Source organism: Bacillus sp. FSL K6-0972, from assembly GCF_037976035.1.
In the GTDB taxonomy this organism is placed as follows: domain Bacteria; phylum Bacillota; class Bacilli; order Bacillales; family Bacillaceae; genus Bacillus; species Bacillus haynesii.
In genome coordinates this window covers 3,912,766-3,934,443 of sequence record NZ_CP150260.1, presented here as the reverse complement: position 1 = coordinate 3,934,443, position 21,678 = coordinate 3,912,766, and the positions used below count along the sequence as shown (strand labels likewise).

Below are 21,678 nucleotides of genomic sequence, written 5' to 3'. Positions count from 1 at the left end.
GTGAGCACCAACAGTGAACAAGTTTTGGATCAGAAAAGCCGGCCGCTTCGGGATTTAAGAATTTCTGTCACCGACCGCTGCAACTTAAGATGTACGTATTGTATGCCTGCCGAAATCTTTGGACAGGATTATCCGTTTTTGCCAAAAGGCGAACTGTTGTCCTTTGAAGAGCTTGAACGATTGGCCAAGCTGTTTGTTCATCAGTTCGGGGTGGAAAAAATCCGCCTTACCGGCGGCGAGCCGCTGATGAGAAAAGATATGCCTGAATTAGTCGGGAAGCTTGCAGGGATTAAAGGGATTCGCGATATTGCGATGACGACGAACGGCGTTTTGCTGCCGGTTTACGCTGACAAGCTGAAAAAAGCGGGGCTGAAACGGGTGACGGTCAGCCTGGATTCCCTGGATGACGAGCGTTTCAAAGCGATCAACGGCAGAGGTGTCTCCGTAAGCAAGGTGCTGGCCGGAATTGAAGCGGCGAAAGAGGCTGGACTCGGCGTCAAGATCAACATGGTCGTCCAAAAAGGGGTAAATGAAAAGGATATTTTGCCGATGGCCCGCTATTTTAAAGAAAAAGGCCATATTTTGCGGTTTATAGAGTTTATGGATGTCGGAAACACAAATGAATGGAACCGTCAGTCAGTGGTGACAAAAGCGGATATCATCCGGATCATCAATGAAGACATGCCGGTTGAACCGATCGACCCTAACTACAAAGGAGAAGTCGCCAAACGGTACCGATACGTGGACGGCTCAGGAGAAATCGGTTTTATCTCTTCTGTATCCGATGCTTTTTGCAGCACATGCAACAGAGCAAGACTATCGGCGAAAGGCGAGCTTTTCACATGTCTTTTCGCATCAAGCGGGTTTGATTTAAGAACCCTGATCAGAAGCGGGAAGACCGATCAGGAGCTGGCTGAGGTGATCAGCACCGTTTGGCGGAATCGCGATGATCAGTATTCGCTCGACCGCGCTCTTTCAAAAGCGGCTCCGCGGAAAAAGGTTGAGATGTCCTATATAGGAGGATAATTGACTGCTTTTGGGAAGGCCGTCCATTGAAAAGATGGGCGGTTTTTTCATGCTCCGGAGGTATGTTTGACTTGCATATTGACAGGTTTGATACGGGGGAAAAGCGGAAACTTTTTAAAAAACATGGCCTGAAACAGAAAGGATGATTGAATGTTCGGACTGCAGGATATTGTCAAGTTCTTCTGGTCGTTCTTAATCGTTTTTCCCGCCGTGTCGGTGCTTCATGTCTTGGGCCACAGCGTCATGGCGGTGTTGTTCGGCGGGAAATCTTCGCTTGAAATCGGGATGGGCAAAAAATTGCTAAAAATCGGCCCCGTGCAAATCAGAAGTGTTTACTTCATGGATTCCTTCTGCAAATACGGAGATCTAAAATACGATAACCGTTTTACGAATGCGATGATTTATGCCGGCGGATCACTGTTTAACTTAATGTCTATTTTTATTATCAATTTGCTTATTATCAAAGACATCATACCCGAAAATATTTTTTTCTACCAGTTTGTTTACTTTTCAACCTATTATGTATTTTTTGCTTTGATTCCCGTGAGATATTCCGAAAATCATCTTTCTGATGGAATGGCAATTTATAAAGTGCTGAGGTATGGGGAGAAGTACGAGATTAATAACTGAGCATGCCGGCTGCGGGCATATCCCGGAGCCGGCGTTTTTCAGACATGCATCATGTCTTCAGGCAGCTTCTTTAGCTTTCGAACGGATTCGATGAATGTTTCCAAAGGATCACAACCGCTAAAATATTGAAATGCTTCCCGATCCCCGTTGTTCATCACGACGATATGATCGCCTCTTGTTACCAGCCCTTTTTCGCGGCGAAACGAGGAGATGGTATCATAGCGGATGTCAAGGTGAAAAGGGGCGCCAAACAGAGAAGAGTAAAACATGAGCCGCCTGTCAGTGGCCGCAAGCACGCCTCTGTAAGGAGTGTAACGTGCAGACAGTCTCGCGTTATAAGCGCAAAGAATAATAGATCTGATCTCTTCATTCGGCTCAAGCCTGGTATGCAAAGCTGCTTTTCCTTCTGCTATCTCTTTCATTGAAAAACACTCCTTTCATCAGTAAATACGAAAGAGCCTGTGAAAAAGTTTCGAAGTGAGACGTGAGGGTGATTTGAAAAAAATTTTATTTATTCTTATGATCATTAAGGATATGATAAGAGTTGACAAAAAACTTCCCCTGTAACTATAATAATTACATCGGTGGTGAAAACTTATGGTGAACACCCGTCTTTCAGTGGCCATTCATATTTTGTCTTTAATCGCCGCAAATCCGCGGGAATCTTCGGAAATGATCGCCGGGAGCGTCAATACGAACCCGGTTGTGATCAGGCGCATGATTAGCCAGCTCAAAAAAGGCGGTATTCTGACGTCGCGGCCGGGAGTGGCCGGGGCAACCCTGAAAAGAGATCCTGAAGATATATCTCTGCTGGATATTTACCGCGCGGTTCAGCCACAAGAAGAATTGTTTGCGATTCATGACAAGCCGAATCCAAACTGCCCGGTTGGAAGACAAATTCAAACAACGCTTGACCAAACGTTTCACAGCGTTCAGCAGGCGATGGAGAACGAATTGGCCAGCAAGTCTCTTAAAGACGTCTTAACTCATCTCTTTTAAACAAGAGATGATGTTTCATCATCAACATGTAACAAATTTTGTTACAAACAATTGAATTATTGGAGGAAGCGATTATGAAAATCGGTATTATCGGTGCAAGCGGTAAAGCGGGCAGCATGATTTTAAAAGAAGCGTCAGAAAGAGGACACGAAGTGACGGCAATTGTCAGAAGTGCGTCAAAAGTGGCGGACAGCGGTACAGCTGTCGTTGAAAAAGACATTTTCAACCTGAAAGCGGCAGACATCAAAGGACTGGATGTTGTCGTCAATGCATTCGGCGCGGCTCCAGGGCAGGAGCATCTCCATGTTGAAGCTGGAAGAAAGCTGATTGAACTGTTTAAGCAGGTTCCTGAAACAAGATTAATAGTTGTAGGCGGGGCAGGCAGCCTTTATGTTGATAAAGAAAAAACAACCCAGCTGTACGATACGCCTGAGTTTCCTAAAGAATACTTGCCGACGGCTAAAAATCAGGGGCAGAACCTTCAGGATTTGAAAGAAGCGGGCGGACTAAAATGGACGTTCATCAGCCCGGCGGCATTTTTCAACCCGGAAGGAAAGCGAACAGGTTCATATCAAAAAGGTCAGGAAAACTTCATCGTAAACACCGCCGGAGAAAGCTACATCAGCTATGCAGACTATGCCATTGCAGTGGTGGACGAGGCTGAAAAAGGCGAGCATATCAATGAGCGTTTCACCGTTGTCGGAGAAGCCGAATAATAAAAGCCTGTCTCGGTCAATTCCCGAGACAGGCTTTTGATCATCATTCGTAATAATAAGGATCGTATCCGCTGTGTAAATCGGTAAGAATACCTAAAAAGATCAGGAAGAAAAAGGCGACTATGCATAAAATGAAGATCACAATATTGGATAGTAAGAAGAAAAATTGCCATTTCATAAACTTCACATAGTTATCAAGCAAGGCTTCATGCGGTTCTTGCGGCATGTCATCACTCATTTTCTGAGCGGCGTTTGCCGATTTTAGAAGGTAGATCCCCGAAAAAATCATCAGCACACCTGGAGCGGCTCCGATGATAAGCAAAGAAATTCCGAAAAAGGCATAGATGCCTCCGCCGATAATCATAAAAACCCCGGTTATTTTTCCCCATTTTGCAATCGCATCAAGCGATTTTTTCATGCTGTCTGTCATTTCCAAAATAAGAATTCACGCCTTCCCTGTAAATATAGTAATTTCTCTATAGTTATACACTAGGCAAAAAGATATTGAAATGATAAGTATTGATTTTTTATTATATTTTAAAGTGTACATTGGGCAGATGGCCGCTCTGACAACATTATTCCACAATAAAAGCGACTGTGTTATAGTAAATCGTAAGAATCATATCAGCAATAAGTGATGTGAAATGCACCTTGCAAACTGGTATTTTGTGCCGGACCAGAACCCCGCAACCAATTTACCATATTGTTTTAGGGGCATTTTTATTTTTGTGATATTACTGGTGTTAAGAAAGGCGGTTTTTCTATGAAATCTTCTTATTTCTATCGTCTCTTACAAATCGATCATATAAGAAAGCCCGGCGATCTTCCGGATGAACAGCAGCTGGCAGACTCTTTCGTTTTGATCTTTCACTTGAAGGGTGAAGGGAGAATCGATATACAGGCATCAGGCAGGCCGCTCCAAAAAGAAACGCTGTATATTGTTCCGCCTTATGAAACATTCGGAATCACAGCTTCAACAGCTGAAATCAGCGGGTATCTCATCAGGCTGCAGCCCTATAGCTATGACGACCGCCGCCTGACGCTTGAAGCAGACACCGACCCTGACGCTTTTTCCGAACTTCAGATGATGAATGTCCATTCTGTCGGAAATCTGGCTTCCCGCCTTCAGGAACTTTCCGCCTTATGGCCGGCTTCTTCAGCGCTCCAGGAGCTGAAATGCCAAGCAGACCTGCAGCAGCTTTTGTACGATATCTATTCGGCTAAACTGACTCATCCCGAAAACACCGCATCAGCCATAGGAAAAACAAAGGAGTATATTGAAGAGCATTCAGATGCACACCTGACGCTTGATCAACTCGCGCAAATGGCCGGAATCAGCGCGAAGCATTACAGCGAAACGTTCAAAAAGCTGTACGGTCGAAGCGTGACAGAGTTTATCACTGAGACGAGGATGACGAAAGCGAAGCAGCTGATGGCGAAAGCAAGCTACAAGCTGAGGGAAATCTCAAGCCAAATCGGGTATCAGGATGAATTTTATTTCAGCAGGACATTTAAGAAGCATACTGGTTTATCCCCGACCGTTTATATGAAAAAAAGGCGCAGGAAACTGGCGGCCTACGGCCAGAATACGATCGGACAGCTTATACCGCTTCACCTCATTCCTTACGCCGCTTCCCTGCATCCGAAGTGGACATCGTATTACTATAAGCATTACGCGGCAGATATTCCGATCCATCTGAGCGCTTACCGCTTTCACGAGCCGTGGGAAGAAAACCTGCGGACATTGTCATCGGCTGCCCCTGAGCTCATTATCAGCATGGACAGCGTGTCTCACGAGGAACGGGAACAACTCGAGTCGATCGCCGATGTTTTCTTTTTGCCTTCACAGGAACAATGGAGAAGGCATTTTATGCTGACCGCATCCCATTTGGATGAAGAAGCGGAGGCTCAGAAATGGCTGCTGTCTTACCAGCGTCTCACCGAGACCGCGAAAGAAACGCTTTATCCGATCTGCGGACGCCGAAGCTTTTTGTTTTTGCGCCTGCATAAACACGAGATTTATCTGGCGCATAACCGCTCTGTTCAAGATGTATTTTTCGGTGACCTTGGCTTTGAATCGGCTGTATCGCTGAAAGAACCGACTGACCGGTCCGTGTCGATCGAAACGATCGCGGCATATCAGCCGGATATCATCATGATTTTCGTTTTTAAAGAGCCCGAGACGCTGGCATTCTACCGGGAGCTGCAGCAGTCGGCTGCATGGCAGGATTTGAAAGCGGTGCGGCATCACCGGGTGTATCAGGTGAATTCGGATCCTTGGCGGGAATACTCCGCATGCAGCCATGAACGAATCATTCGCCAGGCGGTTCGGCTCTTGTCCGGAAAAAATCCATTTTAATTGCCGGATATTATCCATGGTGTTATCGGAGAGGCTTACCTATAATTTTAATTGATAATAGTTATCAATTAAATCAGGGGGTCTCAGTCAGATGAGAAAAATATCAATCTTATTATTTATTCTCCTTCTCGCGTTTAGCGCAGCGGGATGCGGGAACAGCAAAGAAAAGGCGGGCGGCGATGGCAAGAGCACAGCGTCAGCTGAGAAGAGCATCGAGTACCTCGATCATACATACAAGGTGAAGATCCCGGCCGAACAAATCGTCATTACGGGAAGCGTGGAATCGATGGAAGATGCCAAGCTTCTGGATGTTCACCCAGCCGGTGCCATTTCCTTCTCAGGAAAGTTCCCGGACCTGTTTAAGAGCATTACTGACAAAGCAACCGCTGTCGGCGAAAAAATGGAGCCGAACCTGGAGAAAATCCTTGAGCTGAAACCGGATGTCATCCTGGCTTCAACGAAATTTCCCGATAAAGTGGTGAAAAAACTCGATAACATCGCGACGACGATTCCTGTTTCCCACGTTTCTTCAAACTGGAAAGACAATTTAAAGCTGCTGGCTGAACTGACAGGCAAAGAAGATAAAGCGAAGCAGATTATTTCGGATTATGAAGCAGACCTTAAGGAAGCTAAAACAAAGCTTGAGAAAACGGCAAAAGATACAAAAGCGCTCGTAGTCAGAATCAGAAAAGGCAATGTCTTTATCTATCCGGAAGACGTATTCTTCAATTCCACATTATACGGTGAGCTCGGCTTCACAGCTCCAAAAGAAGTCAAGGCGGCAAAAGCCCAGGAGTTAGTTTCTTTAGAAAAACTGAGCGAAATGAATCCGGACTATATGTTTGTCCAATTCTCAGACGATGAGAATGCCGACAATCCGAATGCGCTGAAAGATCTAGAGAAAAATCCAATTTGGAAAAGCATTTCTGCAGTGAAAAATGACCGTGTATTTGTCAATGCTGTAGACCCGCTTGCGCAGGGCGGCACGGCATGGAGCAAGGTTGAATTTTTAAAGGCTGCAGCTGAGAAATTAGCGCAGAACAAATAGAAAAGGTTCCTTGAGCTATGCATTCAAAGCAAATGACCCGCGTCATTATGATCGCCGCTCCGTTTGCCATACTGCTGTCTGTTTTTCTATCGGTATGTTACGGTGCAAAACAGCTTGAGCCCGAGGTGATTTTTTCGGCGCTGCTGCATTTTGATCCGGGCAACACAGATCATCAAATCATTTGGCATTCCCGCCTTCCGCGCGCTGCCGGCGCTCTTTTAATCGGAGCGGCGCTGGCGGTGTCCGGTGCGCTTATGCAGGGTGTCACCCGAAATTACTTGGCTTCCCCGTCGATTATGGGCGTTTCCGACGGGTCAGCGTTTGTGATCACGCTGTTGATGGTGGTGATTCCGGGTTCATCCTCTCTGGAGATGATGGGCTATTCGTTTATCGGATCAGCCGTCGGCGCCGGCCTTGTCTTCGGTCTCGCCTCGGTGATTCCAAACGGTTTTATGCCGGTTCAACTTGCCATAATCGGGACGGTAACAAGCATGCTGCTCAGCAGTCTGTCTGCGGCGATATCGATTTACTTTCAAATTTCCCAGGACGTCAGCTTCTGGTACAGCGCGAGGCTGCATCAATTGAATCCCGAGCTGCTGAAGTATGCCGTGCCGTTTTTTGTGATCGGCATCATTCTGGCGCTCTCTCTCAGCAAAAAAGTGACAGCTTTATCATTGGGGGACGACATTTCCGAAAGCCTCGGCCAGAAAAAGCAGGCCGTCAAATGGACAGCGATGGCAGCGGTCGTTGTTCTGACAGGCTGTTCCGTCGCTATGGCGGGAAAAATTGCTTTTGTCGGACTGGTCGTGCCGCACATTACGCGTTTTCTCGTCGGATCGGATTACAGCCGGCTGATCCCGTGCTCCTGCGTTCTCGGCGGCGTTTTTTTGACGCTGGCCGATCTTCTCAGCCGGCTGATCAACTATCCGTTTGAGACACCGATTGAAGTCGTTACTTCGGTGATCGGCGTTCCTTTCTTCCTTTATTTGATCAAAAGAAAAGGAGGGGAGCAGCGTGCCTAAAAAGGTTGCAGTCATCTATGCTGTTTTTATTGTGCTGATTCTCACAATCTGTTATCTCAGCATAACAGTAGGATCGTTTGCCGTACATCCGGCTGAGCTGTTATCAACATTGCTTCACATCAACCCGAATGAGCAATACGCCATTCTCCTGTTTGAGCTGCGTCTTCCAAGGATTGTGACGGCAGCACTCGTGGGTCTTGGGCTCGGCATTGCCGGTTCCGTCATCCAGGCGATGACAAGGAACGGACTGGCTGACCCGGGAATCCTGGGGATTAATGCAGGTGCGGGGGCGGCGATCGTCGGCTACATGCTGATCTTTCAAGGCCAGACCGAAACGACAAGCCTGCTCGCTGCAATGGGGATGCCATTCTTCGGCTTGATCGGGGGCATTTTGGCGGCAATATTCATTTTTATCTTTGCCTGGCACGGCGGCAACTTGGATTCGGGCAGGATTATTCTCGTTGGAATCGCGATTAATTCGGGTTTCAGCGCTGTTTCGCTGTACCTGTCATTGAAGATGAATCCGAATGACCACGAAATGGCCATGGTTTGGAAAAACGGAAGCATCTGGTCGGCGAATTGGACGTATATTCAAGCGGCACTGCCGTGGCTGCTGCTTCTCATTCCATTCCTGCTGACAAAGTCCGGCCTGCTCGATACCATTCGCTTTCATGAAGATACGGTGAAGAGTCTCGGCGTATCCGCGAATGTTGAAAAAGTAGTGCTGCTAACGGCTTGTGTCGGCATCATCAGCGCCTGTGTGGCTATCTCGGGGAGCATGGCATTTGTCGGCCTGATTGCTCCGCACATTTCGCGGAGGCTCGCCGGCGTCCTGCACCGCCACTCATTGCTGTTAAGCGGATTGATCGGGATGTTTCTCGTATTGTGCGCCGATTTTGCCGGAAAGCTGCTGTTCCAGCCGTCCGAGGTGCCGGCGGGTATCATTCTTGCCATTTTCGGTGTGCCGTACTTCTTATTTTTACTGTTTAAACAAAAAAAGACGGTTCATTAGACTGTTTTTAGCTCTACAAAGAGGGGAAGGGAGAATGACATGGCTCAAGAAAAACTTCAGCAGTCTGTCAATGCTGCTGAATGTATTCCGGTGGCGATACCGGGGACAGAACAGCGGTGCATGCGTTCTCCGGATGGGAGCCGCACATACCGGATTTTTATTGCGAAACCATTTGGGGAAAAGCCGCCCGCAGGATATCCCGTGATTTATCTGCTTGACGCCAATTCCGTGTTTGGAACGATGGTGGAGGCATTGCGGATGCAGTCGCGCCGTCCCGATAAAACCGGCGTCGTGCCGGCCGTTATCGTCGGCATCGGCTATGAAACCGACGCTCCCTTTGACCGGGGGCGGTATTACGATTTTACTCTGCCGGATTCGGGCGCTGAGCTGCCCAGGAGACCCGATGGAGCAGACTGGCCTGAGCCGGGCGGGGCGAAAGCTTTTCTGTCCTTCATCGAACAGCAGTTAAAGCCGGAGATCGAACATGAATTCCAGATTGATATGAAAAGGCAGGCGATTTTCGGTCATTCCCTTGGCGGACTTTTTGTTCTGCAGACCCTGTTTACAAAACCGGCCCTATTTCAAACATATATCGCCGGCAGCCCGTCCATCCATTGGCATCCGTCATTTTTTGATGAAGAGCATGACTTTATATCGAAATTGCAAGAAGCGGATGGCGATGTAAAGGTATTGCTTGGGGCCGGAGAGCTTGAAAAGACGCATAAAAGCGGGATGAACGACAATGCAAAAAGGCTGGCCGACCGCTTGGCCTCCTTGGAAAACCAGGGGGTTCGCGCGGAATACCATGAATTTAAAGGGGAAGGTCATATATCGGTTCTGCCTGTGTTAATCAGCAGAGCGCTCCAGTTTGTCTTCAAGCCTGATTGACAGCGGGGCGCTTCCGGCGCCCCGAGCTTTAAAAAAGATAAGAATGGATAACAGATAATATACCATGAGCATTGATACGGATAAACAATCGAAAACGATTTGACCGTTTGCATTTATTGGTATATTATATTTTTAAACGATAATGATTATCATTATCAATTAGAATTTTAGCCGGCAGAGACTTTTTGAGACTCGGGCGCTGCCGCTTTTTAGAAAGGAAATGATAAGAGTGAAAGGCAAGGTTGCTTTGGTGACTGGGGCTTCGCAAGGAATCGGCAAAGAAGTGGCCCTGTCGCTTGCTGAACGCGGGGTGTTTGTTGCAACAGCTGATCAAAATCGAAAAGGGCTGCTTGAACTTGAAGCCGAACTTGAACAAAAAGACCTGCAGGGTTCCGGTTTTGCCGCGGATGTGGGCGACAGTGCCGCCGTCGAGCAGCTTATCGCCCATGTTGAACGCGAGATCGGTCCGATAGACATGCTTGTCAATGTAGCCGGCGTTCTCAGAACAGGTCTGATCCATTCATTGAGTGATGAAGATTGGGAGAAGACGTTCTGCGTCAACTCCACCGGGGTTTTTAACGTATCGCGTGCCGTCGCCCGCCGGATGATTCCGCGCAGGACTGGAGCGATCGTGACTGTCGGATCAAATGCGGCCGCTGTGCCGCGGATGCATATGGCCGCCTACGCGGCCTCCAAGGCTGCTGCTTTAATGTTTACGAAATGTCTCGGCCTTGAACTTGCCGAGTACAACATCCGCTGCAATATCGTATCGCCCGGATCAACGGATACGCCGATGCAGCGGTCGCTATGGCAGGGTGAGGAAGCTGCGCAAGGCGTCATTGAAGGATCGCTTGAAACATTCAAAACGGGAATCCCGCTCGGAAAATTGGCTTCGCCGGCTGATATTGCAGATGCTGTAGTATTTTTGCTGTCTGACGGGGCTCGTCACATTACGATGCACGATTTGCGCGTCGATGGCGGAGCAACGCTTGGAGCCTGATTCAATCTAAAGGAGGTTTTAATGATGATAGAACGTCATGTCGTGTCAGAAGCGCTTGCAGATCAGCTGTTAAAGCAATATCAGGCCGGTGCTTCATTCTTTTTCTCTTCCCCTGAGCGGACCATTCTGGCGGAAGGTGTCTTGGCTTCTGTTTCTCAAACGGAAGAGCAAAGCCTTGCGCAGCGGGCAGAGGAAGTTCTGAAAAAAGCCAGGGAGAACGGGCAGAAAAACCCGATTGTGGTCGGAGCTGTGCCGTTTGATGATGCAAAGCCGGCGCAGTTAACCGTGCCGGTCGAAGCGTGGCATGCAGGGCCGCTGACATGTGAAGAAGATGGTAAAGAGGAGCCTGAACCTGCCCTGTACCCTTATGATATCGAGCAGATTCCAAGCCCGGAAGCGTATATGACCGGGGTCAGACAAGGATTGGCAGGTATAGCAGCAGGAGAATACAGCAAGATCGTCCTTTCCCGGTCATTGCTGCTGACCTCGCCGATCAAAGTCGATATCGGTCAATTGCTGCGAAATCTTGCCCGCCGCAATACAAGCGGGTACACCTTCGCCGTTGACTTAACCGGGCAGACATCTGAAGCACCTCGTACCACTTTGATAGGCGCAAGTCCCGAGCTGCTTGTATCGCGGTCCGGGTTCCGCGTTACGGCAAATCCTTTAGCAGGCTCAAGACCTCGGAGCGATGATCCCGAAGAAGATCGAAGACGGGCGGCTGAACTGCTTGCTTCTCCTAAAGACCGTCACGAACATGCGGTCGTTGTCGAAGCGGTTGCTTCCGCGCTCAGGCCGTTTTGCCGAAAGCTGGAGGTGCCGGAACCGTCTCTCATCAGCACGCCGACGATGTGGCATCTTTCAACGGAATTGAAGGGAGAGCTTACAGACCTTTCTGTATCATCATTGGAGCTCGCCTCTGCCCTTCACCCGACGCCCGCTGTCTGCGGCACGCCAACGAATGCGGCGAAAGAAGCGATTAAACAGATTGAGCCGTTTGACCGCGGGTTTTTCACAGGTATGGTCGGCTGGTGCGACGCGGAAGGTGACGGAGAATGGGTCGTAACGATTCGGTGTGCTGAGGCGGAGGAACACGCGTTGCGGCTGTACGCAGGAGCCGGAATTGTCGCCGGGTCGAAGCCTGAAGACGAACTTGCCGAAACGTCTGCAAAGCTTCGGACAATGCTTCTTGCAATGGGAATGAACAGTGAATAACGGAGGGATAAAAGATGTTGAAAGGATGCCCGACATGGCCGAAGGAGTTTGCGGATAAATATCGGAAGGAGGGATGCTGGCGAGGTGAAACATTTGGAGGAATGCTGAGGGAGCGGGCTGAAAAATACGGCAGCCGCATTGCCCTTACATACGGAGATACCCATTTAAGCTATCGTGAATTAGACGAGAGAGCTGACTCTTTGGCTGGCGGTCTTTTAAAGCTTGGGATCAAAAAAAATGATCGCGTCGTTGTCCAGCTGCCGAATATCATCGAGTTTTTTGAAGTTTGCTTTGCGCTCTTCCGGATCGGAGCTCTGCCTGTCTTTGCGCTTCCATCGCACCGGCATAGCGAGATCACGTATTTTTGCGAGTTTTCTGAAGCTGCTGCCTACATTATTCCCGATCGTCACGCAAGGTTTGACTACCGCAAGCTGGCAAGGCAGGTAAAGGGAAAGCTGCGAGGGCTTCGTCATGTCATTGTCGCCGGCGAACCGGAGGAGTTTGAAGCGCTGGCGGGCCTTTATGATCAGCCGGCACCTCCACAAAACGTCCATTCAGAAGATGTCGCCTTTCTTCAGTTGTCAGGGGGAAGCACAGGTCTGTCCAAGCTGATCCCGAGGACACATGATGATTATATATACAGCTTGAGGGTCAGCGCTGAGATTTGCAGGCTCGATCACAACAGCGTGTATCTTGCCGCTCTCCCGATCGCTCACAATTATCCGCTCAGTTCGCCGGGAGTGCTCGGTACGCTGTATGCGGGAGGCCGAGTTGTCCTTGCGTCAGGAGGCAGCCCGGATGAAACCTTCCCTCTGATCGATAAGGAGAGGGTAACGATCACGGGACTCGTACCGCCGCTGGCGCTAATCTGGCTTGACGCTGCTCCGTCACGCCGGGACGACTTGTCAAGCCTCCAGGTCCTTCAAGTCGGCGGAGCGAAATTCAGTGCCGAAGCTGCCAGACGCGTCACATCGGTGTTTGGCTGCAAACTGCAGCAGGTTTATGGCATGGCAGAAGGTCTGGTCAACTATACCAGACTTGATGATCCTGAAGACACGATCGTTCACACCCAAGGCAGACCGATGTCTCCGTTTGACGAGATTAAAATTATGGATGAAGAAGGACGCGAACTTGGACCCGGACAGACCGGGGAGCTGCTGACTAGAGGTCCTTATACAATCCGCGGCTATTACAAGGCTGAGGAGCATAATGCGAAAGCGTTCACTGAAGACGGATTTTACCGTACGGGAGACTTGGTCAAAGTCAACTCATCAGGCTATTTGATTGTTGAAGGACGAGCTAAAGACCAGATTAACAGAGGCGGGGAGAAGGTTGCCGCGGAAGAAGTGGAAAACCACCTGCTCGCACATCCGGCCGTACTCGATGCAGCGGTTGTCTCAATGCCGGATCAATTTCTCGGCGAAAGATCGTGTGCATATATTATCCCTCGCGACGCTGCACCGACTCAGGCTGAATTGCAATCGTTTTTGAGAGAAAGGGGCCTTGCAGCCTACAAAATACCCGACCGGGTGGAAATGGTTGAAGCATTCCCGCAGACAGGCGTAGGAAAAGTCAGCAAAAAAGAACTGCGTACAGCGATTGCTGAAAAAATGTCTGCAGCTGAGAATGTCAGATGATAAAAAAATGAGAGGATGTGATTTGATGGCCATTCCTGCCATCTTACCGTACCAAATGCCAGAAGCATCAAATATGCCGAAAAACAAGGTGTCATGGACTCTTCATCCGAAGCGTGCTGCCCTTCTCATCCATGACATGCAGCAATATTTTCTCAACGCTTACCGTTACGGCGAGTCTCCGGTAACAGATCTGCTTGCTAATATCAAGAAGCTTCGGAAGCGATGTGCCGAGCTTGGCATACCGGTTATTTTCACGGCTCAACCAGGCGCCCAGACACCGGAAGAAAGGGGGCTTCTCCAAGACTTTTGGGGACCCGGAATCGGTCCTGATCCCGATGAGCAGAAGATCGTGGATGAGTTGAAACCGAATGAAGACGACATCGTTCTGACAAAGTGGAGGTACAATGCTTTCAGAAAAACCAACCTTTTAGGTGTGCTAAAGGAACAAGGTCGGGATCAGCTCATCATCACCGGGATCTATGCCCATATCGGTTGCCTGATGACGGCATGTGATGCGTTTATGCAAGATATTGAAACGTTTTTTGTCGGCGATGCGGTGGCAGATTTCTCATTAAAGCATCATGAAATGGCCATCACATACGCAGCTGACCGCTGCAGCGTCACAATCACTGCGGAACAGCTTCTGAGCCAACTGAAAGATGACGGAAGCGATGAACACGCAAAAGAAAGCTCTCACGCACTGACAAAACAGATCATTCGCGAACAGGTTGCATCGCTTCTTCTTGAATCGCCGGAAAAGATAAGCGACAGCGAAAATTTGATTTACAGGGGACTTGATTCCGTGAGAATCATGAGCCTCGCAGAGCGCTGGCGCCGAGCCGGGCGGGAGGTATCATTTGTGGAGCTTGCGGAGGACCCTTCGATTGAAAACTGGTGGAGACTGTTGTCCTCTTCTAAAGAAGCACCCTTGCCAAATGCAGACTATCAATGAAGGAGGTCACCTTAATGCCTGAATGTCAACATAACCGAAAGCCATTATCAGGAGCGCAAGCCGGCATTTGGTTTGCTCAGCAGCTTGATCCGGAAAATCCGATCTACAATACAGCTGAATACGTTGAAATTAAAGGCCCGCTTGATCAAGAGCTTTTCGAGAAAGCGCTGCGCCATGTCATTAAAGAAGCTGAATCACTGCATGCCAGATTTGGAGAAGATCAAGACGGACCGTGGCAAGTGATCGTTCCGTCGGCAGATTTTCCGCTTCATTACATTGATGTCAGCTCAGAAACCGATCCGGAACAGGCGGCTAAAAGCTGGATGAAGGATGATCTTTCCTGTCCGGTTGATCTGACTTGCGGCCCGCTTTTTACAGAAGCGCTTTTCAAAGCTGCGCAAGATCATTACTTCTGGTATCAGCGAACTCACCATATCGCAACAGACGGGTTCAGCTTTACATTGATCGCCGAGCGGCTGTCAAAAATATATACCGCATTGATGCAGAACAAATCGATTGACCAGAGTGGAGCCTTGGGCTCCCTCGATTTGATTTTCGCGGAGGAAACGGCTTACCGTGCATCAGAACAGTATCAGGAGGATCGGCGATTTTGGCTAGAGCGTTTCAGCGATGAACCGGAGGTGGTCAGTCTTGCCGAAAGGGCGCCGCGCACCTCTTCAAGTTTTCTTCGCAGGTCTGAATACCTGCCAAGTGAGCATGCTGATCGTCTTCTGTCTGCCGCAAGCAGAATGGGGGCAACTTGGCACGAAACCGTGATGGCAGCAGCCGCAATTTATGTTCATCGCCTGACTGGGGCAAATGACGTCGTTCTCGGGATGCCGATGATGTGCCGCCTCGGGTCAGCCGCTCTCCATATTCCGGGAATGATCATGAATCTCCTTCCGCTTCGGATTGGCATGCAGCCGGAAATGAGCGTAGGAGAGCTAGTCAAGCAAATCTCAGCGGAGATGATGAAGCTGCGGCGCCATCAGCATTACCGCCACGAAGAACTGCGCCGGGATCTCAAGCTGCTTGGCGAAAACCAGCGGCTGTTCGGTCCGCAGCTTAATTTGATGCCTTTTGAGAACCGCTTGAATTTTGCCGGCTGTCAAGGCATCGTGCATAATCTTGCCACAGGACCTGTGGACGATCTGTCAATCAACATTTACGGCCGCCCGGACGGAGGCGGATTAAAAGTAAACATGGATGCAAACCCTGCTGTTTATCATGCGGATGAACTTGAACATCACGCTCATCGTTTTCTTACTCTTCTGAAAACGATTGCCGATTGCGAACAAACTCAGCCGGTGGGGACGTTGGACATTCTTCTCCCGGAAGAACGCGCTCAAATATTGATCGAATGGAATCTAACAGAACACGTTCTTCCCAATGAGAGTCTTCCGCAACGATTTGAAAGGATGGCGAAGGAGTGCCCTGAATCTCCGGCAGTTGTTTGCAATGATGAGGTTCTCACCTATTCCGAATTAAATAAAAGGACAAATCAACTGGCTCATCTGCTGACCAATCAGGGGGCGAAACCCGAGACATTCGTTGCTTTGGCGTTGCCGCGCTCAGCGGAAATGGTTATCAGCATGCTCGCCGTTCTCAAGATCGGAGCGGCTTATTTACCTATAGACCCCGATTATCCAGCTGACAGGATCGAGTATATGCTCAACGATGCACAGCCGTTGCTTGTCATCACCAGCAAGGAAGCACAAGACACGATCAGTTCCCAAATGCCGAAGTTAATCCTCGATGAACAAACTGTTATGGAGAAAATCTCCGGCTGTTCTGAAGAAAATCCCGGCAGACAGACTTCCGGTGCTCAGCCGGCATATATGATTTATACGTCGGGATCAACCGGCAGGCCTAAAGGCGTGGTTGTACAAGCTGAAAGCTTATTCAATTTTTTGCTGTCAATGCAGGATATGTTCCTGCTTAATCAAGATGACCGGCTGCTGGCCGTCACTACAATTGCATTCGACATCTCAGCACTCGAAATTTATTTGCCGCTGATCAGCGGGTCAGCAGTCGTTCTTGCCGAGAAGGAAACGGTACAAGATCCGTCCGCACTGGCCAAAATGATTGAAACATACGGAATCACAATGATGCAGGCTACACCGACCCTCTGGCATGCTTTGGCCTCAAGCGCCCCGGAAAAGCTCAAAGGTCTTCGTGCGCTTGTCGGCGGTGAAGCTTTGCAAGCGAGCCTGGCCCGGCAATTGCAGCAGCTCGGATGCACATTAACGAACCTTTATGGACCGACGGAAACAACGATTTGGTCTACAGCCGCCGCGCTGGAAGGCAACTGCACGGAACCTCCGGGGATCGGCCGTGCGATTTGGAATACGCAGCTGTATGTTCTAGACGCCGGATTGCAGCCCGTGCCTCCGGGAACGGCCGGAGAACTTTATGTGGCAGGAACAGGGGTAGCGCGCGGCTACTTGAACCGCCATGCTCTCACGGCTGAACGCTTTATTGCGAATCCATACGGGCCGCCTGGATCGCGGATGTACCGGACAGGCGACCTCGTACGCTGGCGCGAAGACGGGTCGCTTGATTATATCGGCCGTGCGGACCATCAGGTCAAAATTCGCGGATTCCGCATTGAAATGGGAGAAATAGAAGCGGTGCTTGCAAATCATCCGGTTGTTAAACAAGCTGCTGCTATCGTTCGTGAAGACCAGCCCGGTGACCCGCGTATATTTGCGTATGCCGTTCCCGCTTCGGGAGAAAGCCTTGATCCTGCCGAGCTTCGCCGCTACGTTGGTGAGACACTGCCCGACTATATGATTCCGTCTGCATTTGTCATACTTGATGAACTGCCGCTTACGCCGAACGGAAAGCTTGACCGCAAATCCCTGCCGGCTCCGGCGTTGAGTATGCATACAGGCGGACGCGAGCCAAGGACTCCGCAAGAGGAAATATTGTGTGATTTATTCGCTGAGGTGCTGAGGGTGCCGCGAGTCAGTATTGATGACAGCTTTTTTGATCTCGGCGGACATTCGCTTCTGGCAGGCAGGCTCGTCGGTCGTATTCGGGAAACGCTCGGCGTCGAACTCGGGATCGGCCGTTTATTCGATGAACCCACAGCCGCCGGACTTGCCAAACAGCTTGATCAGGCGCAGAGCGCCCGTCCGGCATTGCGTAAAAGAGAGCGCCGGCAGGAGATTCCGCTGTCCTTCGCCCAGCGGCGCCTATGGTTTTTGCACTGTTTGGAAGGACCGAGCCCGACCTATAATATTCCGGTTGTCGTTCATTTAACCGGAGGTTTGGACCAAGAGGCGCTAGCAGCCGCTCTGGGTGATGTGGCAGCAAGACATGAGCCGCTTCGAACAATTTTCCCGGATCAGCAAGGGACAACACACCAGCTGATATTGGAAGCGGATCAAGCGCGTCCCGAACTCGCTGTATCCCATGTCAGCGAACATGAGTTGGAAAAAGTCCTGGCTGAGGCCGTCCGGCACCGTTTCCATTTAGAAAAGGAACCTCCGTTTCGCGCCCAGCTATTCGTACTCGAACCGGACAAATTTGTTCTTCTTCTGCTTTTGCACCATATGGTTGGCGACGGCTGGTCTTTAATGCCGCTGACCCGTGATTTGGAAACCGCCTACAATGCGCGTTTGCATGGTGAGGCACCTGTTTGGGAGCCGCTTTCTATACAATATGCCGACTATGCCGTATGGCAGGAACATCTGCTTGGCAGTGAGAACAATCCGGACAGTCTGATTGCCAAGCAGCTCGAGTATTGGTCAAAGGCATTGGAACATCTGCCTGATCAGCTGGAGCTCCCGACTGATCACCCGCGTCCGTCGGAATCAAGCTACAGAGGCGGCACGATTGATCTCAGCATTGACGAACAGCTGCACGGCCGTCTGCTCGGTTTGTCCCGCAGCACCGGAGTCAGCATGTTCATGATATTGCAGTCGGCCCTTGCCGCACTGCTGACACGGCTCGGAGCAGGTCATGACATTCCGCTCGGCAGTCCGATAGCGGGAAGAAACGATGATGCATTAGGCGGAATTGTCGGATTGTTCGTTAATACGCTTGTGCTTCGAACGGATACATCGGGTAATCCAAGTTTTCGGGAGCTTCTGAACAGGGTTAGAAAAGTAAACCTTGCAGCATATGAGCATCAGGATCTTCCGTTCGAGCGCCTTGTTGAAGTGCTCAATCCTCGCAGGTCTAGAGCGAGACACCCGCTGTTCCAAATCATGCTCGCCTTTCAAAATACGCCTGAACCTGAGCTTCACCTTTCCGGCCTCAAGTCAGACATTGAAATTCGCAGCGTCGGCGCAGCCAAATTTGATTTGACGATTGAGCTTCGCGAACATCGAAAAGCGGACGGAACACCTGCAGGTATCGGTGGATTTCTGGAATACAGCACAGATTTATTTGAACGAAATACGGTTCAAACATTGGCGGAACGCCTTGTCACGCTGCTCGATTCAGCAGCAGACGACCCTGATCAGCCGATCGGAAGACTCGATATTCTCCTTCCAGCCGAACGTGAAAACATGCTGGCTGATTGGAGCAAATCGTCCAACAACGTACCTTGTTCATCTTTGCCCGTTTTGTTTGAAAAACAGGCGGCAAAAGACCCGGAAGCCGTTGCGGTTATTTGTGAAAATGACGCGCTCACATACGGAGAGCTCAATAAACGCGCCAACCGGCTTGCTCATTTCCTGATCGCCAAAGGGGTCGGTCCCGAACAATTTACTGCCCTGGCGCTGCCAAGATCTTTGGATATGGTTGTCGGATTGCTTGCAGTGCTGAAAGCTGGCGCGGCATATGTGCCTCTAGATCCGGACTACCCGGCAGAAAGGATAGCGTTTATGTTGAATGATGCACATCCTGCCTGCATTGTAACGAGTTCAGCGGTTGAATCAAACCTTTCTGTTCCCGGATCTGTTGAACGGATTGTACTTGATGATCCTTGTATACAAGAGGAGCTGAAAGGATGTGCTGCTGGGAATCCGAGTGATGCCGACCGCACCGCGCCTTTGCTGCCTCTTCATCCGGCGTATGTCATTTACACATCCGGTTCGACCGGAAAGCCGAAAGGGGTGGTCGTTCCGCATCAAAATGTCGTGCGGCTGTTCGGAGCGACTGACCAATGGTTCCATTTCGGTTCTGACGACGTTTGGACGATGTTTCACTCTTACGCATTTGACTTTTCGGTATGGGAAATTTGGGGAGCGTTGCTCAATGGGGGCCGGCTTGTCGTGGTGCCTCATACAATTAGCCGCTCGCCGGCCGAATTTCTCAATCTTCTTGTTCGCGAGGGAGTAACTGTGCTCAATCAAACCCCTTCCGCGTTTTATCAATTGATGCAGGCTGATCGGGACAATGCTGAGACTGGAAAGCTCCTTTCTTTGCGCTTTATTATTTTTGGAGGGGAAGCGCTCGAGTTGAAGAGGCTTGAAGATTGGTATGAACGCCATCCGGATCATTTCCCGCGGCTGATTAATATGTACGGAATTACAGAAACGACGGTACATGTCAGCTATATTTCCCTCGATCAGCAGACTGCAGCACTTCAAGCGAACAGCCTGATCGGTCAAGGGATTCACGATTTAGGTGTATATGTGCTTGATGAATACCTTGAACCGGTGCCCGCGGGCGTCACCGGAGAGATGTATGTATCCGGGGGCGGTCTCGCACGAGGTTACTTGGGCAGACCCGATTTGACGGCAGACCGCTTTGTCGCTGATCCGTTTGGTCCGCCGGGAACCCGGATGTACCGTACCGGTGATCTTGCCCGCAGGCGCCAAGACGGCTCTCTTGATTATATGGGGCGGGCCGACCAGCAGATCAAGATTCGCGGTTTCAGAATCGAACTCGGCGAGATAGAAGCAGTGCTTGTCCGCCATCACAGAGTGAATCAAGCTGCTGTAGTTGTAAGGGAAGACCAGCCCGGGGACAAACGCCTGATCGCTTACGTTGTCCCGGCGTCTGAAGAAGAAACCGATCCGGCTGAGCTGCGCCGGTTTGCCGCAGGCACTCTGCCGGAGTACATGGTGCCTTCCGCATTTGTGAAAATTGCAGAACTGCCATTGACTCCAAATGGCAAGCTGGATCGAAAAGCGCTGCCTGAGCCTGATTTTGCCGCGGCTGTTAAAGGGCGGGGGCCAAGAACACCGCAGGAAGAAATCTTGTGCGATCTTTTTTCAGAAATCCTCAATGTGCCGCGAGTTGGTATTGATGACGGATTCTTCGAACTCGGCGGGCATTCTCTGCTCGCGGTACAGCTGATGAGCCGCATTCGTGAAGCGCTCGGAGTCGAACTTGGCATCGGCGACCTGCTTGAAGCGCCTACTGTCAGCGGACTTGCTGAACGGCTTGAATCCGGCGGCAGGCAAAGTGCGCTGGATGTACTGCTTCCGCTGAGAACCGGAGGCAGTCAAGATCCCCTGTTCTGTGTGCACCCGGCCGGGGGACTCAGCTGGTGTTATGCAGGTTTAATGACGGCACTCGGCAAGGAATACCCGATATATGGCCTTCAAGCCCGCGGGATCGCAAGGCAGGAAGCGCTTCCTGATACGCTCGACGACATGGCAGCTGATTATATCCGGCACATTCGTACGATTCAGCCAACAGGCCCTTATCGTCTTCTCGGCTGGTCGCTCGGAGGGAATGTTGTGCATGCGATCGCAACTCAGCTGCAGGAACAAGGGGAAGACATATCGCTTCTTGTCATGCTTGATGCTTACCCGAATCACTTCCTTCCAATTAAAGATGCGCCTGATGAGCAGGAAGCATTGATTGCCCTCTTGGCATTGGGAGGATACGATCCGGACAGCCTTGACGGGGAACCGCTGAACCTTTCCAGTGCGATCGATATTCTGCGCCGCGACGGCAGTGCGCTTGCCAGCCTGGATGAGGCTGCGATCTTGAATTTAAAGGAGACGTATGTGAATTCCGTCCGGATTTTAAGCGAATATAAGCCCCGCGTCTTTCATGGCGATATCCTGTTTTTCAAATCAACCGTGATACCGGAATGGTTTGATCCGATCGATCCGGAGTCATGGCTTCCTTATCTGAACGGAAACATTGATATTCATGATATGGATTGCCGGCATAAAGATTTGTGCCAGCCGGAGCCGCTGGCACAAATCGGACGTCAGGTTGCGGAAAAGTTGGACGACTTGAAAAAAGATACGGATAAGTAGGG

Annotated in this window: 16 protein-coding genes; 14 read left to right on the top strand and 2 right to left on the bottom strand. The window is 50.2% G+C overall.

The features are described from left to right. Both moaA and MKX80_RS20050 read left to right on the top strand, forming a co-directional pair. Entirely contained in the window at positions 1-1,026 is a 1,026-nt protein-coding gene (gene moaA / locus MKX80_RS20055) for a GTP 3',8-cyclase MoaA (protein ID WP_268342572.1), read from the top strand. A gap of 150 nt (positions 1,027-1,176) precedes the next feature. After that, entirely contained in the window at positions 1,177-1,656 is a 480-nt protein-coding gene (locus MKX80_RS20050; RefSeq protein ID WP_182069930.1) for a hypothetical protein, read from the top strand. A 38-nt stretch (positions 1,657-1,694) separates the two neighbouring features. On the opposite strand, the gene MKX80_RS20045 is transcribed toward MKX80_RS20050, so the two are convergent. Continuing rightward, entirely contained in the window at positions 1,695-2,078 is a 384-nt protein-coding gene (locus tag MKX80_RS20045) for a GRAM domain-containing protein (protein WP_268324953.1), read from the bottom strand. A 175-nt stretch (positions 2,079-2,253) separates the two neighbouring features. On the opposite strand from MKX80_RS20045, the gene MKX80_RS20040 reads away from it, so the two are divergent. Further along, complete coding sequence (locus MKX80_RS20040; RefSeq protein WP_020453242.1) at positions 2,254-2,655, top strand: Rrf2 family transcriptional regulator; 402 nt, start codon at positions 2,254-2,256, stop codon at positions 2,653-2,655. A gap of 74 nt (positions 2,656-2,729) precedes the next feature. Further along, positions 2,730-3,371, top strand: coding sequence for an NAD(P)-dependent oxidoreductase (locus tag MKX80_RS20035; protein WP_216929892.1), 642 nt, complete (start codon positions 2,730-2,732; stop codon positions 3,369-3,371). Between the two features lie 43 nt (positions 3,372-3,414). On the opposite strand, the gene MKX80_RS20030 is transcribed toward MKX80_RS20035, so the two are convergent. Continuing rightward, complete coding sequence (locus MKX80_RS20030) at positions 3,415-3,801, bottom strand: DUF5362 family protein (RefSeq protein WP_234112363.1); 387 nt, start codon at positions 3,799-3,801, stop codon at positions 3,415-3,417. 333 nt (positions 3,802-4,134) lie between these two features. On the opposite strand from MKX80_RS20030, the gene MKX80_RS20025 reads away from it, so the two are divergent. From MKX80_RS20025 to MKX80_RS19980, 10 genes are all read left to right on the top strand, one after another. Further along, a complete protein-coding gene (locus MKX80_RS20025; protein WP_268342574.1) occupies positions 4,135-5,730 on the top strand; it encodes an AraC family transcriptional regulator in 1,596 nt (531 codons plus the stop codon). Between the two features lie 91 nt (positions 5,731-5,821). Then, on the top strand, positions 5,822-6,778 hold the full coding sequence (locus MKX80_RS20020; RefSeq protein WP_154999352.1) for an iron-hydroxamate ABC transporter substrate-binding protein: 957 nt from the start codon (positions 5,822-5,824) through the stop codon (positions 6,776-6,778). 17 nt (positions 6,779-6,795) lie between these two features. Continuing rightward, the gene (locus MKX80_RS20015) at positions 6,796-7,800 is read left to right on the top strand and encodes an iron ABC transporter permease (protein WP_182069932.1); all 1,005 of its coding nucleotides are present in this window, start codon (positions 6,796-6,798) and stop codon (positions 7,798-7,800) included. Beyond that, the gene (locus MKX80_RS20010) at positions 7,793-8,812 is read left to right on the top strand and encodes an iron ABC transporter permease (RefSeq protein ID WP_154999350.1); all 1,020 of its coding nucleotides are present in this window, start codon (positions 7,793-7,795) and stop codon (positions 8,810-8,812) included. Before MKX80_RS20015 ends, MKX80_RS20010 begins: the two co-directional genes overlap by 8 nt. A gap of 39 nt (positions 8,813-8,851) precedes the next feature. Beyond that, positions 8,852-9,700, top strand: a complete 849-nt coding sequence (locus tag MKX80_RS20005; RefSeq protein ID WP_182069933.1) for an alpha/beta hydrolase — start codon at positions 8,852-8,854, stop codon at positions 9,698-9,700. 220 nt (positions 9,701-9,920) lie between these two features. Beyond that, complete coding sequence (locus tag MKX80_RS20000; RefSeq protein WP_268342575.1) at positions 9,921-10,700, top strand: 2,3-dihydro-2,3-dihydroxybenzoate dehydrogenase; 780 nt, start codon at positions 9,921-9,923, stop codon at positions 10,698-10,700. A gap of 24 nt (positions 10,701-10,724) precedes the next feature. Further along, positions 10,725-11,915 (top strand): isochorismate synthase DhbC, encoded by a 1,191-nt coding sequence (gene dhbC, locus MKX80_RS19995; RefSeq protein WP_268293710.1) that lies wholly within the window; start codon positions 10,725-10,727, stop codon positions 11,913-11,915. A 14-nt stretch (positions 11,916-11,929) separates the two neighbouring features. Then, the gene (locus MKX80_RS19990) at positions 11,930-13,552 is read left to right on the top strand and encodes a (2,3-dihydroxybenzoyl)adenylate synthase (protein WP_268342576.1); all 1,623 of its coding nucleotides are present in this window, start codon (positions 11,930-11,932) and stop codon (positions 13,550-13,552) included. A 25-nt stretch (positions 13,553-13,577) separates the two neighbouring features. Next, positions 13,578-14,504, top strand: a complete 927-nt coding sequence (locus MKX80_RS19985; RefSeq protein ID WP_268323880.1) for an isochorismatase family protein — start codon at positions 13,578-13,580, stop codon at positions 14,502-14,504. 14 nt (positions 14,505-14,518) lie between these two features. Next, on the top strand, positions 14,519-21,676 hold the full coding sequence (locus MKX80_RS19980) for a non-ribosomal peptide synthetase (protein ID WP_268342577.1): 7,158 nt from the start codon (positions 14,519-14,521) through the stop codon (positions 21,674-21,676). Positions 21,677-21,678 lie beyond the last annotated feature (2 nt).

Coding starts and splice junctions, on each gene's coding strand:
- MKX80_RS19985 (WP_268323880.1), top strand. CDS start 13,578: ATGGCCATTCCTGCCATCTTACCGTACCAAATGCCAGAAGCATCAAAT.
- MKX80_RS20025 (WP_268342574.1), top strand. CDS start 4,135: ATGAAATCTTCTTATTTCTATCGTCTCTTACAAATCGATCATATAAGA.
- MKX80_RS20040 (WP_020453242.1), top strand. CDS start 2,254: ATGGTGAACACCCGTCTTTCAGTGGCCATTCATATTTTGTCTTTAATC.
- MKX80_RS20050 (WP_182069930.1), top strand. CDS start 1,177: ATGTTCGGACTGCAGGATATTGTCAAGTTCTTCTGGTCGTTCTTAATC.
- MKX80_RS20015 (WP_182069932.1), top strand. CDS start 6,796: ATGCATTCAAAGCAAATGACCCGCGTCATTATGATCGCCGCTCCGTTT.
- MKX80_RS19990 (WP_268342576.1), top strand. CDS start 11,930: ATGTTGAAAGGATGCCCGACATGGCCGAAGGAGTTTGCGGATAAATAT.
- MKX80_RS20000 (WP_268342575.1), top strand. CDS start 9,921: ATGATAAGAGTGAAAGGCAAGGTTGCTTTGGTGACTGGGGCTTCGCAA.
- MKX80_RS20045 (WP_268324953.1), bottom strand. CDS start 2,078: ATGAAAGAGATAGCAGAAGGAAAAGCAGCTTTGCATACCAGGCTTGAG.
- MKX80_RS19980 (WP_268342577.1), top strand. CDS start 14,519: ATGCCTGAATGTCAACATAACCGAAAGCCATTATCAGGAGCGCAAGCC.
- MKX80_RS20035 (WP_216929892.1), top strand. CDS start 2,730: ATGAAAATCGGTATTATCGGTGCAAGCGGTAAAGCGGGCAGCATGATT.
- MKX80_RS20020 (WP_154999352.1), top strand. CDS start 5,822: ATGAGAAAAATATCAATCTTATTATTTATTCTCCTTCTCGCGTTTAGC.
- MKX80_RS20030 (WP_234112363.1), bottom strand. CDS start 3,801: ATGACAGACAGCATGAAAAAATCGCTTGATGCGATTGCAAAATGGGGA.
- MKX80_RS20005 (WP_182069933.1), top strand. CDS start 8,852: ATGGCTCAAGAAAAACTTCAGCAGTCTGTCAATGCTGCTGAATGTATT.
- dhbC (WP_268293710.1), top strand. CDS start 10,725: ATGATAGAACGTCATGTCGTGTCAGAAGCGCTTGCAGATCAGCTGTTA.